A 16076-nucleotide genomic window follows, 5' to 3' on the forward strand; every position below is an offset into this window, starting at 1 on the left:
AAAAATATAAACCGTCGCGGCTATGGCAAATCCGCCGGCGGCCAGACCGACACCAACCAGAATATCGAATCCGATCCAGATGCCCCAGGGAAATTGATCGGAAAGATGGGTGGTGGCCCCCAATCCATAGTAAAAACGGTGAAAGGTAGCATAGAGTCCCCCCGCCCAGATGGCAGCGAGGACGAAGGTCCAGAAGGTCGGTTTGGGAAGTTTTATTTTCATAAGCACCTCAGCAAAGTGACGGGAGACGATCGTTGATTGGCGGTATCGGCCGCAGGGGTCAAACCCGTTCTTCGGGCGAATCCTGCAACTCGATGCGCCGGTTTACAATCCACCAAATGCCGGCGAGTAAAGCGGTACCGGTCGTCACGATACTGGGGATCTTGTTAAGGACCTTCCAGGTCAGTTTGGGATATGGATCCTGGATCATATTGGCGGGAAAACCGAGGTCTGCGAAGGGCACCGCCGAAAGATAAAGGACCGAGGTGCCACCCGCCTCGCGCAAGCCGTAAAGATGCGGGATGTAGCGATCCGGCTGTGCTTCCATCCTGCGTTGCGCTTCGGCGATCAGTGCGGAGCGCTCGCCAAAAAGAGTCGCGCCGGTCGGACACGCCCGGGTACAAGCCGGCTGATCCCCCTTCTTGAGGGCCTTTTCATAGCAGAAAATGCATTTTTCGATGACGGGAATCGGTTTGTCCCACTGGTATTTGGGAATGCCGAAGGGACAAGCGATCATGCAGTAGCGGCAACCCATACACTTGTGGCCGTCGTAGATCACCGCACCCTCAGGAGTCTTGGTCAAGGCACCAACCGGGCATGCAGAGACGCAGGCCGCCTCCTCACAATGCATGCACTGGCGGCGGATATTGACGCCCTTGCGGTTCTCCACGGCACTCCAGGTATAGGCCGTCAGCAGATTATTGGCGGACGTCCGGGGAAGTCCGTTGATCTCTTTACATGCCAATGCGCAGGCTTCACAGCCTACGCACTGGGTCAAGTCCGTCAGAATAGCGGCTTTCATCCGCTTCCTCCATCTTAGTTTTGAGTGGGCCTGTCCAGAAATTCCTCTACAAATTTGCTCCAGTTGGCATCATCCAGCGCCTGTAAGGCGCCTTGAGCTGGCAGGCCACCATCTTGCATCGCCGGGGCGAGCGCTTGCTGCGGTACAGCTAGGGCGATAAAGTCACGCAACCGCGCCATTTCGGAGCGCAGCCACTGATAAGCCTCTTCCCCGATGCGCATACCTTTGACCGATTCGCTCAGGTTATCCGGCTGCAGCGCCAGGGCCCAGGCCCGGTTGATGTCGTGGTAAAGACCCTGCGGGTCTTCCTTGAGGGCCCTGTTGATCGTCGTCACCGTGCCGGCCATCGGGGCGCGCAGGGTGAGGGTGCGTTTCCCCAACTGCAGCGAGAGGATCGGCTCGCCCTTCTTCACCCGCTGCCCTGGTTGCGGCAGCGAGACCGCATCGATCGAGTGCAGGGCCGAGAGCATCAGGCGGCTGACGCCGAGACGAATCTCGCCGTTGGGGAGGAGGGAACTCCAGAGCTGACCGGAGGCAGCGAAAACACCGCGGGGCAGCAATTCCTCGATGCTGTGAAAAACGGGCCGACGCACAGCCGTCGTGGCAGGCGCGAAGGATTTGGCCTGGCGAAGCTGCACCAGATAATCGGCCAGGATGAAAGCCAGGGCGAGGGCGAGGAGTAATAAAACGGTCATGGTCTGTTCCTTGGTTTTATAGGTGATGGCTTATCGGGTTTCGTAGTTGAAAAATTCAACGCAAAAGTCACGCCATTGAGCATCGGTCAGGTGACGGGCGAAGCCATCGACCAACTCGCCGCCATCCTGCATGGCCGGTAGCAGAGCGCCGGCATGCTCGAGCAAAAACTTGGCGCGCACGGTCTTGAGCCACTGTCCGACCGAAGCCCCCTGCATTAGATTAGCGAGGTTGTCCGCCAGATGCGCAGGCTTGATCCGCAGCAGCCAATCGCTGCCGCTCTTCTCCCGGGCTTCCAGAACGACACCATCCACAGGAATCCGCTGTGCCACCAGGCGGCCTCCCACCCGTGCTTGCCAGGCAACATCACCCTGATGCACAACGGTTCCCTTTTCCGGCAACATAATTTCATCCAGGTAGCCGAATGCATGACGCGAGAAATCATCCATGCCGACCTCGACCATCTCGTCAGAAATAACCCGCGCAAAACTGTGGCTCGGGTGCAGATAATAGGGTGTCTTTTTTGCCATTTTCTGGAAGGAACTGGCCGCTGCCGTCATCTGCCGCCGGGCGGCTCGCTCGCGCAGATAACTGATGCCGACGAAGATCAGGACCATAACCAGCATGAGAAGGACTACCATGATATGCCTCCTTTATTGCAATTTACTTTGATGTCGAATTACTCGTCACGTCGGCTCACAGCAAAGGTCATGCCAAAATAGATAGAAGCGTAATTCATATGACTTAATATTTTAATTATCAATGAGTAATATTAATCGAGCATGCATATTAAATGAACACTGATGGAATGTGTCGATGATTATATTTACAACATATCAGATTGATATAAACCATCAAAGTCTTGTTAATTCAAGTTAATTCAATTTGATGCGGATGATTAATAAATAATCAATTGTAGGCGGTGTAATACGATCAAATGTTGTTTTTGTCAACAAAGTGGCGTGAGACCCTGCTGATCGCACAGCGCTGCGCTACCCGCATCCCCCAAGTCGGCTTCTACCCGGACGTTCGCGTCGGGCAAAGAGGTCGCGAATCAGATTTCGTAGGGCATCCTTCTTTACGCTAATTACTGTTGACAAAATAAGTGCATATTCCTATATTGGAATACTATGCAGGGGTTTTCCGTCGCTGGCGGATATTTCTTTTCTGCTGGGCAGCTTGGCCTGCGACGACACGTCGCAATGCGAGAGGTGGGAGTATGAGACGCACAGGCATCACACTCAGCTTGCTTCTGGGCTGCCTCACAGCCGTCAGAGCGGAAAATTATTTGATAAATGGCGGGCAGGAATCCCAAATCAGCTACCAGATGGTGCAAAAAGTCGAACCCGCGCCCGGCACCCAGAAGCTGGTTCTGAGTTATGTCATCCCCGAAGGATTCGCTTCACCAACCTATCGTCAAAACATCAGCACCTTTCGCCTCACCTTTTCGATCGAACCCTCCAGCCGTGAGGAAAAAACCGATGAGCGCGGCAACCGGATCGTACGGGCTATCTGGAATCGCCCGCAAGCCATGGTTGAGTCGGTCATGCAGTTCACGGCGAGCAACAGCACTGGACTGAAGCCATTACGCACCGACGCCCCGTTCCCGCTCGCCAATCTCAGCCCCGTCGAGGAGGTTTATCTCGCCGCCACCAATCAGGTGCCCGCCCGGAACGACGAAATCATTCGCCTCGCAGCACAACTCACCGCCTCGAGCAAGACCGAATTCGATGCCATACAGCGGATTCTCGCCTGGGTGGTCGATCATCTCCGCTATGTTCTGGTCCCGGAGAGCTATGACGCCCTCTATTCGCTGCGCACGGGCAAGGGCAACTGCCAGAACTATTCCCATATCAGCGCTGCGTTGATGCGCGCCGTCGGCATCCCCTGCCGTATTGTCAACGGCATCACGCTGAAAGAACCCTATGACGTCGAGCTGCCAGGCGGAACCCTGACCCTGCGCATGGCGCAAGGCCGGCACTCCTGGATTGAGGTATGGTTCCCTGACCTGGGCTGGGTGCCTTTCGATCCACAACAGACCGCCCTCTATGTCAGCAACCGCTTCATTCGGGTTGAGGTGGGACTGGACAACGAGGAGACCTGCAATGACGGTCTCATCCGCTGGTCCCAGTCGGCGGGCGCCCAGGGCAGACCGCAATTTGAGGAGAACATCGGCTACACCCTTGCGGCCGATCGTGTCAATCTGCGGGCGGAGAAGCAGAACTACGGTCCGCAAAGACTGCTCTTCTTCCCGCCGGTGGAAGCGCGTTTCACCCCGGTGTCCGCTAGGCCGGCCACACCGCCCCCGCCGCCCGCACCGCCGGCCTCCCAGCAGACCATGCGCCGTTATGCCTATAGCCAGCCCTACAGCCAGGGCAACACCGATTTCCCACGAAACACCGATTTTCTCGCCGCGCGGGGACCAGCGCAGCAAACCGATGACGGCCAGATGGAGATGCGTAAAAACTTTCTAGTCGAGACGGCTGAGTATGTCACCACCCAGGGCCAGCAGTATGCCCAGACCTTCCTCATCGCCCAATCGCTCAAACTGAACAAGATTGGACTCGCCCTCCACAAATTTGGCGGCACCGGACAGCTCTGGGTTGAAATCTATAAGGATGACGGATCGGGTAAACCCGGCGCCTACCTGACGACCAGCCAGTACCTCGCGGTCGATCAGATGAAATATACATCCGGGTATGACTGGGTTGATTTTGACTTTGGCACCCCCGGTCTGCTTCTGCCGCCCGGCCGCTACTGGATGGCCCTCGGGTTCACCGGCAGTCCGATCATCAACTGGTTCTTCTCTTATGGCAAACCAGTCGGCCCCGAGGATGGCACGCGCTACAAAACCCTCTTCGACGAGACCTGGAGCCGCAGCCTCGCCTACGAGTTCAATTATCGCATCATCGGCATGACCGGGGAGTAACGCGAATCATGCGCGGCTTCCGCTGGGCAACGATATGGCCGCTAACGGGAAGAGGGAATGGCTCAAAAGTATATTCTGACGCACGATCTCGGGACCAGCTCCAATAAAGCCGTACTGTTCACGCTGCAGGGACGTTTGATCGCGGAGGCCCGCCAGGACTACGCCGTCCATTATCCGCGCCCCAAATACGCCGAACAGGACCCCTTTGACTGGCTGCATGCGGTGTATACCACCTCCCGCAAGGCTCTCGAAAAGTCCGGTATTAAGGCCGAGCAGGTGGCCGGCATCACCTTCACCTGCCAGATGCAAACTCTTGTGGCGGTGGATGCCCAGGGCGAGCCGGTGATGCCTGCGATCTCCTGGCTCGATACGCGCGGTATGGAGGTCCTTTACGATACCCTCTATCCCCGGCCGCGCATCCAGGGCTATCATCCCTTGCGTCTGCTGCAGTTTCTGCGGATTACAGGCGGTGCACCCGGCCATACCGGCAAGGACCCCATCGCCAAAATCCTCTGGATCCAACGCAACCGGCCGGAACTCTTCGCCCGGGTCGACAAATTTCTCGATGTCAAGGATTTCGTCATCTATCATCTCACCGGCCGGTGGTCGAAATCGGTCGACATGGCGTCCGTCTGGTGGCTTCTGGATACCCGGAAGAACCGCAACCTCTGGGATGAAAAACTCTGCCGTCTCGCCGGTATCACGCCGGATCAGCTGCCGCCGGTCTATCCGAGTTCGGCGATTATCGGCCCCCTGCAGGCGGCAGCGGCGGATCACATGGGCCTTCCGGCCGGCATCCCGGTCATCAATGGCTCGGGGGATATCCCGGCCGCGGCTGTCGGCTCTGGCGCGATCAAGGAGGGCGCCCTCAATATCCGTCTTGGCACCAGCGGCGGCATCTCCGGCCATTTCAGCAAGCGTAAAATCGATATCGCCCATTATGCCGGCTGCGTCGGCAGCACCTTCCCGGAAAAATACTATCTGGCTCTGGCCCATCAGGAGACCATCGGCATCTGCCTCGAATGGCTCGCCAACCGCATCCTCTACCATAAGCAGCGGCTTGCGGAGGAGACGCTTTTTTCCGATGTATTCCAGCTTCTCGATCATCTGGCGATGCAGGCCCCGCCCGGCGCGGCGGGGCTGATCTTCACACCCTGGATGTTCGGCGAGCGCTGCCCGATTGATGACCATAACGTCCGCGCCGGTCTTTTCAACCTCAACTTGCAGCACGGTCGCGAACATATCATCCGCGCCGTGCTCGAAGGCATCGCCTTCAACCTGCGCTGGGCCCTGGAGGTTCTGGAAAAGCTCTACCAGCCGGTCACGGAACTCCACATCATCGGCGGCGGCGCTAAAAGCGATATCTGGTGCCAGATCATCGCCGACATCACCAACCGGCGCATCCGCCAGGTTGCCGATCCCCAGCAAGCCAATGCCCGGGGCGTCGCCCTGCTGGCCAGCCTGGCCCTAGGGCACATCAGCGATTTTGAGTCGATCGCCGACCATGTGGTGATCCGCCAGAGCTATGAGCCCGATCCCGCCCATCGGTTGCTGTACGACCAGCTCTTCAACGAATTCAAGCGGCTTTATCAGCAAAACAAAAAATGGTATGCCCGTATGAACGGCGCAAGCGGACCCAAGAGCCCGGCGTGGGGTGAGTCCGCCTCCTAACCGCCACTTGGTCACCTCAATTCTTTCTCGGAGCAATGGAAGATATGGCTCAGCCGCGCACCGGCACCGTGCTGATCGTCGATGATGAGGCCATCATCCGTGATTCGCTGCAGCAATGGCTGGAGATGGAAGGGTATCGAGTCTTTGCGGCGGAGAACGGCGAAAAGGCGCTTCAGCTCTGCAAATTCGAGTCCTTCGATGTCGGGGTCTTCGATATCCGGATGCCCGGCATGGATGGCATTTCCCTGCTCAAACAAACGCGTCGTGACTACCCGGAGATGGCGGTGATCATGATGACCGCCTTTGCCAGCATCGAGGATGCCGTGTTGTGCATCAGTTCCGGCGCCCATGATTACGTCATCAAACCCTTTCCGCCGGAAAAACTCTCCCAGGCGATTCGCAATCTCATGGAATCCCGGCACCTGCATGCCCGGCAGCAGGGATTGATTGCCCGCCAGGATTTGCTGCAGCAGTTTGCACGGGAGACTACGCCCTTCCTGACACTCGGCGCGGTAACAGCCGTCCTCGCCGGTGCGGCCTGGGTTCCAGGCGCCCGGCCTGAACTGGAAGGCGGGCATGCGGGTGAAGCCCTGCAGCATCCATTGATCGACCACGCACTCGAGATCGCCCGGCCTGCCCTGGCGGTCGTGAACAGTGATCTGAATCGCATCGCCGATACCACGCTAGCGTTGGCTGAACGGGAGAGAGGCACCGCGCAATCGCGGACAACCGGCTCGGGCGCGCTCGCGCTGCAGACCGCCGCACCTTTCGTGCCCTGTGTACTGGCACTGCACCTGCTGATCTCCGCCCTGACTACAGACGACCGGCCCACCCCCGAGATCCGGGCGCTCCGGGCCGTCGCAGGATCCAGGCGACCACGTTTGCAGTTGCTCGCCGCCGGCGGATGGAGTGCAGCAGATCGAGCCCGGATTACGGGAGAGGTGAGGGCTACAGACAACGCCGGCCGCGCTGCGGAGATGGCCCGGCTGCTGCTGCAGCAGATGGGTGCCGGCCTGCAATTTGCAGAAAACCAGATCGTCATCGATTTGCCTCCTGCAATGGAACCGAAGTAACTGCATGAAGGCGGAGACGTTAAAAATCCTCATCATCGATGATGAGGATCTGCTCCGGGAGGGCTGCAGGAGGCTGTTGGAGATGGCAGGCTATGAGGTAGCAACGGCCGCCGATGCGGAGGAGGGATTGCAAAAGGCGGCCTCAGGCGCTTTTGGCATTGTCTTCGTCGATTTCCGGATGCCGGGCATGACCGGTATCGAGTTTATCCGCCGGATGCAGGAAAGCAGCCCCACCACCGATGTTGTGATGATGACCGGGTATGCCAGCATTGAGATGGCGGTCGAGGCGATGAAGAACGGTGCACGCGACTATATCTCCAAGCCCTTTGAAGCGGAGCAACTCCTCGAAATTGTCAGCCGGCTGGCGCGGAGGCATGCGCCACCGGCTTCGCAGCCGGCCGGAGAACTGGATTTTACCCTCCAGGGCAAGTCGATCCGTATCATCGGCAGGGTGGAAGCCATGCAGGAACTCTTTGCCCTGGTGCGCAAGGTCGCGCCCACCGATAGCACAGTCCTGATCGAAGGGGAGAGTGGAACGGGCAAGGAGATGATCGCGCGTGCCATTCACGCCCTCAGCAACCGCAAGAACAAGCCCTTTTATGCCATGGATTGCGGTTCGCTGGTCGAGTCGCTTTTTGAAAGCGAATTGTTCGGCCATGTCAAAGGCTCTTTTACCGGCGCGACGGCGACCAAACATGGCGCCCTGGAGTTGGCGCACGGAGGCACCTTCTTTTTCGATGAGATCGGCAACATCTCCCTGAACGTTCAGGCCAAGGTCCTGCGGGCGATTCAGGAGAAGGAGATTCGCCGCATCGGTTCCACCCAGACCATCCCCGTGGATGTCCGGGTGATCGCCGCCACCAACCGCGATCTGCGCGCCGCTGTCGCGGCGGGAGAATTCCGCGAGGACCTATACTACCGCTTGAGCGTTATTCCAATCCGGCTGCCTCCATTACGCGAAAGAGTCCAAGATATAGATATTTTACTCGATCATTTCATCCAAAAACATAATAAGCGACGACAGCAAAATCCTATTGAAAAGATATCTCCTGAGGTGCTCGACCTCTTTAGGCGATACCCGTGGCCGGGCAACATCCGCGAATTGGAAAACGTTATCGAACGCGCCGCAGTGATCGAGGCGGGCACCGAGCTCCGCTTACACAGCCTGCCACCGCATCTGCGTAGTTTTCCTGGACAGCAGGAGCCGGCTGGTCCGACGGAGCCCCGGTCGCTCGTCGATGTGGAAAAAGACCACATCCGCAAGACCCTTGAGCGCTGTAGGGGCAACATCAGCCATGCCGCCCGGTTGCTAGGCATTGACCGCAAGACCCTTTACGAAAAAATTCGCCGCTACGACCTTTCCGCCTCCTGATTTCGCACCGTCCGCCTCAAGTATCCCGCGGCATTCAGCCCGTACCCTGACCGTTTTCTGAACCGAGACATAGGTTTGTGGAATTTCGCCACAATACAATCTCTCAAAAATGATAGATAAAATCCGGTTCACTTCGACAGGACGATTTTATTTAATATAATAACAGGATATTACAGCAACCATCACCCCACCGGGAAATGGCACGTTTTTTGAACAGGAAATAGAAAACGTACTCCATTCTGGCCTAATTCGATGACTTGTCTAATCGTGGCAAATCCGCAAAAGAGCGTGACGCAGGAGGTGGCACGATTTCTCAGTGCACATGCCGTTACGACTCTGCTGCTCGATGATCCCCTCCAGGCGCTGGAGCAGGCTCAGGGGCAGCATTTCGATCTGATTGTGCTCGATGCCCGGACCCATGGACTGAAAATCGACCAGGCCATCCGCCTGCTCAAGGGGTGCGATCCCGCGGCGCGCATTATCGTACGCACCGAAGAAAATAGCCGCGCCCTTGAGGGCAAGGTCCGCAAGGAACAGGTTTTTTATTATCATGTTGATTCATTGGGCATGAAGGACCTTCAACTGGCCATGGCAGCTGCACTCGGCATTTCCGGGCGTGGCAGTGATTCCAGGTAATCATCGGTATCCACAAAGAGAGGAAATCATGGAACTCCAAGAGGTGTACCAGAAATATCCGAAGAACGATCCCTCGATCCTGATCCCGATTTTGCAGGATATTCAGGAAATCTGCGGGTATCTCTCTGAAGACGAACTGCATCATGTCGCTGCGCATACCCGTCTTCCTGTAAGCCGCGTCTTCGGCGTGGCGACTTTCTATAATCAGTTCCGACTGCGCCCGTTGGGCAAACATGTGATCCGCGTCTGCCGTGGTACAGCCTGTCACGTCAAGGGATCGTTCGATATCCTCACCACGCTGGAGAATGAACTGGGCATTAAGGCTGGCGGCACCACCAAGGATCTGCAGTTCTCTATCGAGACCGTCGCCTGCATTGGCGCTTGCAGCATTGCCCCGGTGATCACCATCGACGATGAGTTCCATGGCGGCCTCACCGTCAAAGCCGTGCAGAAGCTGATCGCTGCAATGAAAAACAACAAGGAATGAGGCGGATATGAATTCATATGCAAAAATCTTTGCCAATTGCTGGCATAGTGCTGATAAACCCTGTGCGCACTTTATCGAGTGCATCAACGATGGTCAAAAGTGCCACCAATCCGCCGAAACCCGGAAACACCTCGACGCCTTCAAGCGGGAAATTCTGCTCGAGGAGCACAAGGAGCCGGTCATCCTCATCGGCATGGGCACGTGTGGCCTGGCCAATGGCGCCAACCGCGTACATGCTGCCATTCTGGCCGAACTCGAAAAGCTCAATCTCAAGGTTCGGGTCATCCCGACCGGTTGTGTCGGCTATTGTTCGAAAGAAGTGATCGTTGACATCAAACTGCCCGGGTATCCCCGCCTCTGCTACTGCCAGGTGAAACCCGAAGATGTTCCTGAGCTGCTGCAGAAGACTCTGGTCGAAAAAACCGTGGTCCGGGAAAAACTGCTCGGCATCTATCCTGCCGAGGGCAGCAATGGTTGGGGCGTGCTGCCGCTCCTCAGTGAGGTGCCCTTTTTTGCCAAACAGAAAAAGCTGGTGCTCGCGAACTGCGGTGTCATCGATCCCGAAAGCATTGACCAATATCTCGCACGCGGCGGCTATATCGGCCTCTCACGGGCCCTCAACAAGATGACCTCCGCCGACGTTGTGAAGGAGATGATCGCTTCCGGCCTGCGCGGACGTGGTGGTGGCGGTTTCCCCACCGGCAAGAAATGGGAATTCGCCCATAATCAGCAAGCTGAGCAGAAATACATCGTCTGCAACGCAGATGAAGGCGATCCCGGCGCCTTTATGGACCGCGCCGTCATGGAGAGTGATCCCCATCGCGTGATCGAAGGCATGGTGATCGGGGCTTATGCCATCGGCGCCAGTGAGGGTTATATTTATTGCCGCGCCGAATATCCGCTGGCAATCAAGCGCCTGGAGAAGACCATCGCCGATGCCAAGGCCTACGGGCTGCTTGGCGACCATATCCTCGGCAGCGACTTTTCGTTCCATCTTAAGATCAAGAAGGGGGCCGGCGCTTTTGTTTGCGGGGAAGAGACCGCCCTGCTTCACTCCATCGAAGGCAAACGCGGCATGCCGCGGCCCCGGCCGCCGTTCCCGGCGGTCTCCGGCCTCTTCGGCAAGCCGACGGTCATCAATAACGTCGAAACCTTCGCCAATGTCCCCCTGGTCCTGCGCGATGGCGCCGGCCAGTTCGCACAAATCGGCACAACCGGCTCCAAGGGCACCAAGATCTTCGCTCTTTCGGGCAAGATCACCAATACCGGACTGGTCGAGGTACCGATGGGCGTCTCGCTGCGCGAGGTGATCTTTGATATTGGCGGCGGCTGCCCCAATAACAAAAAGTTCAAGGCCGTCCAGATCGGCGGGCCCTCCGGCGGCGCCTTGCCGGAGCAGGTCATCGATACGCCGATCGATTATGAGAACCTTAAAACCGTCGGCGCCATGATGGGTTCCGGCGGCCTGGTGGTGATGGATGAAACCACCTGCATGGTCGACGTGGCCAAGTACTTCATGACCTTTATCCAGTCCGAGTCGTGCGGCAAATGTATCCCCTGCCGCGAGGGCACTAAGCGGCTGCTCGAGATCCTCGAGCGGCTGACCTCCAGCTATCGCAGCGAGAAGAGCCCTGAGGAAGCGCTGCAACGTTTTCAGGGCATGGTCTATATGGAACGACTCTCCGAGGTGATCCAGAATACCTCGCTTTGCGGCCTGGGACAGACTGCCTCCAATCCCGTGATGAGTACGCTGCGCTACTTCCGCGACGAATACGAAGCGCACCTCTACGACCGTAAATGCCCGGCCGGTTTGTGCCGGGAGTTGCTGACCTATCATATTGACACGGACAAATGCACGGGCTGCACGGTCTGCGCCCGCAAGTGCCCGCAGAATGCCATTCTCGGCGAAAAGCAAAAGGCGCACTATATCATCGACGAAAAGTGTATCCGTTGCGACCAGTGCCGCGCCAATTGCAAATTCGATGCGATCTTTGTAGAGTAATTTCACACGAGAGGATCCCCATGAAGGTAACGATTAACAATAAAGAGTGCTGGGCCAATCCGGGCGAGACCATCCTTACGGTTGCCGAGCGCGAAGGCATCCAGATTCCCACCCTCTGCTACCTGAAGGGCTTTTCGCCGACCGGCGCCTGCCGCGTTTGCGTCGTCGAGGTGGAAGGCCAGCGCAATTTGATTCCCTCCTGCGCCTTCCCGATGAGTGAAGGGATGGTGGTGCAGACCAACTCGCCGCAAGTGCGCCGGGCGCGGAAAACGATCGTCGAACTGCTAATCGCCAACCATCCGCAGGACTGTTTGACCTGCGTGCGCAATGGCAACTGCGAACTGCAAGATCTGGCGGCACAGTATGGCGTGCGCGATGTGCGCTATGCCGGTGAAATCCGGGGCGGTAAGATCGATATAGCTAGCCCCTCAATCGAACGCGATCCCGAGAAATGCATTCTCTGCGGTCGCTGCGTCCGCGTTTGCCACGAGGTCCAGAATGTCGGCGCCATCGATTTTGTCCGCCGGGGTTTCAAGAGTGCGGTGGCCCCGGCCATGGATGGCAGCTTGAACGCGATCGCCTGCGTCTTCTGCGGGCAATGTATCACGGTCTGTCCCGTCGGTGCCCTGCGCGAGAAAAGTAATGAGAAGATTGCCTGGGAGGCCATCAACAACCCGAAAAAGCATGTCGTGGCGCAGATTGCGCCGGCGGTCCGGGTTGCCCTAGGCGAGGAATTCGGGATGGAACCCGGCAGTGTTGTGACCGGTAAAATAGTCGCCGCCTTGCGGCGTATCGGTGTCGACCGAGTTTTTGACACCAACTTTGGTGCCGACCTGACCATCATCGAGGAGGCCTCCGAACTGCTGCACCGCATCAAAAACGGCGGCACGTTGCCCCTACTCACTTCGTGCAGCCCCGGTTGGGTCAAATACATCGAGCACTTTTATCCCGATCTGCTGCCGCACGTCTCTTCGTGCAAGTCGCCGCACGAGATGGAAGGAGCACTGATCAAGTCCTACTACGCAGAGAAGACCGGCATCCCGCCCCAGGATATCTACGTCATTTCGATCATGCCCTGCATTGCCAAGAAATTCGAAGCGCAACGTCCCGAGTTGAAAGAGGTCTATGCCGATGTCGACGCGGTGCTCACTACCCGCGAGTTGGCGCGCATGATCAAGAACGCCGGTATCGATTTCACCAAACTCAATGACGAGCATTTTGATGATCCCATGGGCGAATCCACTGGCGCTGCGGTCATCTTCGGCGCCGCCGGCGGCGTCATGGAAGCGGCCCTGCGTACTGCGCATTATTTTCTCACCGGCAAGGATATGGATAATGTCGAATTCACGCCGGTTCGCGGCTTGCAGGGTGTCAAGGAGGGCGAGGTCAATATTGCCGGCATCACCATCCGGGTCGCCGCGGTGAGCGGCCTCAAGAACATCGGCGTGATCCTCGACAAGATCCGTTCCGGCGATAGTACCTATCAGTTCATAGAAGTGATGGCTTGTCCCAATGGCTGTATCAACGGCGGTGGACAACCCATCAACTCCGATCCGGAAAAAGTGCGCAAGCGCATGGAAGCCATCTATGCGATCGACCGCACGCTCCCGAAACGAGCTTCGCATCATAACGAAAGCGTGATGCGACTCTACAAGGAGTACCTCGGCGAGCCCAATGGCCACAAGGCCCACGAACTGCTGCATACCCATTACGTTGAACGGTCCTGAGCCCGGACCGGAAAGGCAGGACGTATGTCCGTCGTCTGGACCGTTGAGGAACGCTGCAAGCGGTGCTACTCCTGCATCCGGGAGTGCCCGGCGAAAGCCATCATGGTCGTCAAGGGACAAGCAAAGGTAATCGAAGAACGTTGCCTGGGCTGCGGTCACTGCGTGCGCGTCTGCTCGCAAGGCGCCAAGGCCGTGCGGAGCGGGGTGGAGAGGGTGCTGGCTTTTCTCGGCGACGGAGACGCGGTGGCCGCCATGGTCGCGCCCTCCTTTCCCGCAGGGCTGCCTGGCTTGCCCGGCGAGGTGCTGACTGGAGCTCTGCGTCAAAGCGGCTTCGAACGCGTCGTGGAGGTAGCCTTCGGTGCAGATTTGATCAACCGGGAGTACTACCGGCTGGTCAACAGCAAAAAGACTGCAGAAGGCAAGGAGATTGCGCTCCCGCTGATCACCAGCTCCTGCCCGGCGATCTATGAGCTGATCCAGCGGTATGTGCCGGAGCTGGTTCTCAATCTGGCTCCTGTGGTCAGCCCGATGATCGCCATGGGACGCGTGGTCAAACGCTGCTATGGCCAAGGGATCAGGACCGTCTTCATTGGACCTTGCACTGCCAAAAAGGTCGAAATGTGCGATCCCGAGGTGGCGGATGCGGTTGATGAGGTGCTCACCTTTGCTGAGCTCAAGGAGCTTTGGCGCCGCCTCGGTGTCGAACCCGCTCAAGCCGAGGCCGCGCCGTTCGATCCGCCTTATGCCTATCTCGGACGGCTCTATCCGGTCTCCGGCGGCCTGCTGCGCAGCGCCGGCTTGCCCTTCGACCTGATGAATAACGAAGTGGTGGTCACCGAGGGCAAACAGCGGGTCCTCAATCTCCTCGACAGCCTCAAGAACCAGGAGGTCAAGGCCAGCCTCGTCGATATCCTCTTCTGCGAGGGCTGCATCAGCGGACCCTTCACGGATACTTCGATCAACTTTTTCACGCGCAAACAGAAAATCGTCTCGTATACCGATTCGCTTAGGATGGAGACCAATTATGCCGAGTGGAAAAAGGCGATCCTACAGTTCCAGGATGTGGTCATCCGCCGCACCTTCAAGCCCGGGGACATCAAGGTGGCCGAACCGAGCGAGGATGAAATCCGGCTGATCCTCAAGGAGATCAAGAAGGCCACCTCCTCCGACGAACTTAACTGCGGCGCCTGTGGCTATCCCTCGTGCCGAGACTATGCCCGGGCGGTCTATCAGGGACTGGCCGAGGAGGAAATGTGCCTCCCCTTCGTCATCGAGGAACTGCAGCATACCCAGAAGGAATTGCAGGAGTCGTTACACGATCTGGCGGAGGCCCAGGAGCAGCTCATCCAGCATGAAAAGCTGGCATCAATCGGCCAATTGGCGGCCGGCGTCGCCCATGAGGTAAACAATCCTCTAGGTTCTATCATGCTTTACGCCCATCTTCTCATGCAGCAGTTGAAGGAAGATGAAGCTAAAACCAGGGATCTCCGTTTCATTATGGACGAGGCCAAACGCTGCCAAAAGATCGTCGCCGGGCTGCTCAACTTCGCGCGTCAGGGCAAGCTCAATCTGCGCAAGGTGGCCCTGCAGGAGATTCTCGATAAACTGGTGGCCATGGCTTTCAATCAGCCGCTCTTTAGGATGACGCAGGTGGTGACCAAGCTGGATGAGGATCTGCCGATGATAGAGGTGGACCTGGACCAGATTTACCAGGTCTTTCTCAATCTGGCGGTGAATGCGGCCGAAGCGATGCCTGACGGGGGAATACTGACCATCCAGGCTGCGGCAACGCCGGACCGTCAAAATGTCCAGATCGTTTTTACCGATACCGGCGTCGGCATCCCTCCTGAAAATATCGGCAAACTTTTTACGCCGTTCTTCACGACCAAGCAGATCGGTAAGGGCACCGGCTTGGGATTGGCCATCGCTTATGGCATTATCAAGATGCACCGGGGCAGCATTACTGTAAAAAGCGAGGTCGGTAGAGGCTCTGCGTTCTACATCGAATTGCCGGTGCAGAACACGGTCCATTCTGTAAATTTCGATTTCCAATCCGTGCAGGAGAGCGAAAAATGAGTAAAAAAATCCTCCTCATCGATGATGATGTCGATATCGTTGAATTCAATCGGGTTTTGCTCACCAAGGCCGGCTACACCGTCTGCACCGCATACAGCGGGTCCGAAGGACTGGAAATGGCCCTGGATGAGAAGCCCGATCTGGTCATCCTCGATGTCATGATGTCCAGCGTCGGTGAGGGTTTTGAGGTAGCGCGTCAGATCCGCAAGAACGAGACCATTCGCCATACGCCCATTTTGATGCTGACCGGAGTCAATCGGGAACATCCCTTCAATTTGCGCATCGGCCCGGACAGCGAATGGAACCCCGTAGACAGTTTCATCGAAAAACCGGTGCAGAAAGAGGTGCTGTTGCAAAAGGTCAGCGCCTTGCTGCAGGACAAATAATAC

General features: G+C 57.4%; 14 protein-coding genes. 10 read left to right on the forward strand and 4 right to left on the reverse strand.

All coding sequences use genetic code 11. The features are described from left to right. The 4 genes from PLH32_08715 to PLH32_08730 form a co-directional block, all read right to left on the reverse strand. Positions 1 to 222, reverse strand: a 222-nt coding sequence (locus PLH32_08715; GenBank protein ID HQJ64681.1) for a Ni/Fe-hydrogenase cytochrome b subunit, incomplete at its 3' end; no start/stop codon positions are given. A gap of 58 nt (positions 223 to 280) precedes the next feature. After that, positions 281 to 1021 (reverse strand): 4Fe-4S dicluster domain-containing protein, encoded by a 741-nt coding sequence (locus PLH32_08720; protein ID HQJ64682.1) that lies wholly within the window; start codon positions 1019 to 1021, stop codon positions 281 to 283. 14 nt (positions 1022 to 1035) lie between these two features. Beyond that, positions 1036 to 1716 carry a hypothetical protein gene (locus tag PLH32_08725; protein HQJ64683.1) on the reverse strand — a complete coding sequence of 227 codons (681 nt, stop codon included), beginning with the start codon at positions 1714 to 1716 and terminating at the stop codon, positions 1036 to 1038. A 30-nt stretch (positions 1717 to 1746) separates the two neighbouring features. Then, on the reverse strand, positions 1747 to 2355 hold the full coding sequence (locus PLH32_08730) for a hypothetical protein (GenBank protein ID HQJ64684.1): 609 nt from the start codon (positions 2353 to 2355) through the stop codon (positions 1747 to 1749). A gap of 578 nt (positions 2356 to 2933) precedes the next feature. Between PLH32_08730 and PLH32_08735 the strand changes: the two genes are divergently transcribed. The 10 genes from PLH32_08735 (at position 2934) to PLH32_08780 (ending at position 16073) form a co-directional block, all read left to right on the forward strand. After that, positions 2934 to 4643, forward strand: a complete 1710-nt coding sequence (locus tag PLH32_08735; GenBank protein ID HQJ64685.1) for a transglutaminase-like domain-containing protein — start codon at positions 2934 to 2936, stop codon at positions 4641 to 4643. A 57-nt stretch (positions 4644 to 4700) separates the two neighbouring features. Then, a complete protein-coding gene (locus PLH32_08740) occupies positions 4701 to 6314 on the forward strand; it encodes an FGGY-family carbohydrate kinase (GenBank protein HQJ64686.1) in 1614 nt (537 codons plus the stop codon). 44 nt (positions 6315 to 6358) lie between these two features. Beyond that, positions 6359 to 7387, forward strand: coding sequence for a response regulator (locus PLH32_08745; GenBank protein HQJ64687.1), 1029 nt, complete (start codon positions 6359 to 6361; stop codon positions 7385 to 7387). Between the two features lie 4 nt (positions 7388 to 7391). After that, complete coding sequence (locus PLH32_08750; protein ID HQJ64688.1) at positions 7392 to 8759, forward strand: sigma-54 dependent transcriptional regulator; 1368 nt, start codon at positions 7392 to 7394, stop codon at positions 8757 to 8759. A gap of 267 nt (positions 8760 to 9026) precedes the next feature. Next, positions 9027 to 9395, forward strand: a complete 369-nt coding sequence (locus PLH32_08755; GenBank protein HQJ64689.1) for a hypothetical protein — start codon at positions 9027 to 9029, stop codon at positions 9393 to 9395. A 28-nt stretch (positions 9396 to 9423) separates the two neighbouring features. Then, positions 9424 to 9882, forward strand: a complete 459-nt coding sequence (gene nuoE / locus PLH32_08760) for an NADH-quinone oxidoreductase subunit NuoE (protein ID HQJ64690.1) — start codon at positions 9424 to 9426, stop codon at positions 9880 to 9882. 7 nt (positions 9883 to 9889) lie between these two features. Continuing rightward, positions 9890 to 11884, forward strand: coding sequence for an NADH-quinone oxidoreductase subunit NuoF (locus tag PLH32_08765; GenBank protein ID HQJ64691.1), 1995 nt, complete (start codon positions 9890 to 9892; stop codon positions 11882 to 11884). Between the two features lie 20 nt (positions 11885 to 11904). Next, positions 11905 to 13611 carry an NADH-dependent [FeFe] hydrogenase, group A6 gene (locus PLH32_08770; protein ID HQJ64692.1) on the forward strand — a complete coding sequence of 569 codons (1707 nt, stop codon included), beginning with the start codon at positions 11905 to 11907 and terminating at the stop codon, positions 13609 to 13611. A 24-nt stretch (positions 13612 to 13635) separates the two neighbouring features. Then, positions 13636 to 15687, forward strand: coding sequence for a [Fe-Fe] hydrogenase large subunit C-terminal domain-containing protein (locus PLH32_08775; protein HQJ64693.1), 2052 nt, complete (start codon positions 13636 to 13638; stop codon positions 15685 to 15687). Next, entirely contained in the window at positions 15684 to 16073 is a 390-nt protein-coding gene (locus PLH32_08780) for a response regulator (GenBank protein ID HQJ64694.1), read from the forward strand. Before PLH32_08775 ends, PLH32_08780 begins: the two co-directional genes overlap by 4 nt. The last annotated feature ends 3 nt before the right edge of the window (positions 16074 to 16076 follow it).

The organism is bacterium, from assembly GCA_035419245.1.
Lineage (GTDB): Bacteria > Zhuqueibacterota > Zhuqueibacteria > Residuimicrobiales > Residuimicrobiaceae > JAKPUX01.

Coding starts and splice junctions, on each gene's coding strand:
- PLH32_08720 (HQJ64682.1), bottom strand. CDS start 1,021: ATGAAAGCCGCTATTCTGACGGACTTGACCCAGTGCGTAGGCTGTGAA.
- PLH32_08725 (HQJ64683.1), bottom strand. CDS start 1,716: ATGACCGTTTTATTACTCCTCGCCCTCGCCCTGGCTTTCATCCTGGCC.
- PLH32_08730 (HQJ64684.1), bottom strand. CDS start 2,355: ATGGTAGTCCTTCTCATGCTGGTTATGGTCCTGATCTTCGTCGGCATC.
- PLH32_08735 (HQJ64685.1), top strand. CDS start 2,934: ATGAGACGCACAGGCATCACACTCAGCTTGCTTCTGGGCTGCCTCACA.
- PLH32_08740 (HQJ64686.1), top strand. CDS start 4,701: ATGGCTCAAAAGTATATTCTGACGCACGATCTCGGGACCAGCTCCAAT.
- PLH32_08745 (HQJ64687.1), top strand. CDS start 6,359: ATGGCTCAGCCGCGCACCGGCACCGTGCTGATCGTCGATGATGAGGCC.
- PLH32_08750 (HQJ64688.1), top strand. CDS start 7,392: ATGAAGGCGGAGACGTTAAAAATCCTCATCATCGATGATGAGGATCTG.
- nuoE (HQJ64690.1), top strand. CDS start 9,424: ATGGAACTCCAAGAGGTGTACCAGAAATATCCGAAGAACGATCCCTCG.
- PLH32_08765 (HQJ64691.1), top strand. CDS start 9,890: ATGAATTCATATGCAAAAATCTTTGCCAATTGCTGGCATAGTGCTGAT.
- PLH32_08770 (HQJ64692.1), top strand. CDS start 11,905: ATGAAGGTAACGATTAACAATAAAGAGTGCTGGGCCAATCCGGGCGAG.
- PLH32_08775 (HQJ64693.1), top strand. CDS start 13,636: ATGTCCGTCGTCTGGACCGTTGAGGAACGCTGCAAGCGGTGCTACTCC.
- PLH32_08780 (HQJ64694.1), top strand. CDS start 15,684: ATGAGTAAAAAAATCCTCCTCATCGATGATGATGTCGATATCGTTGAA.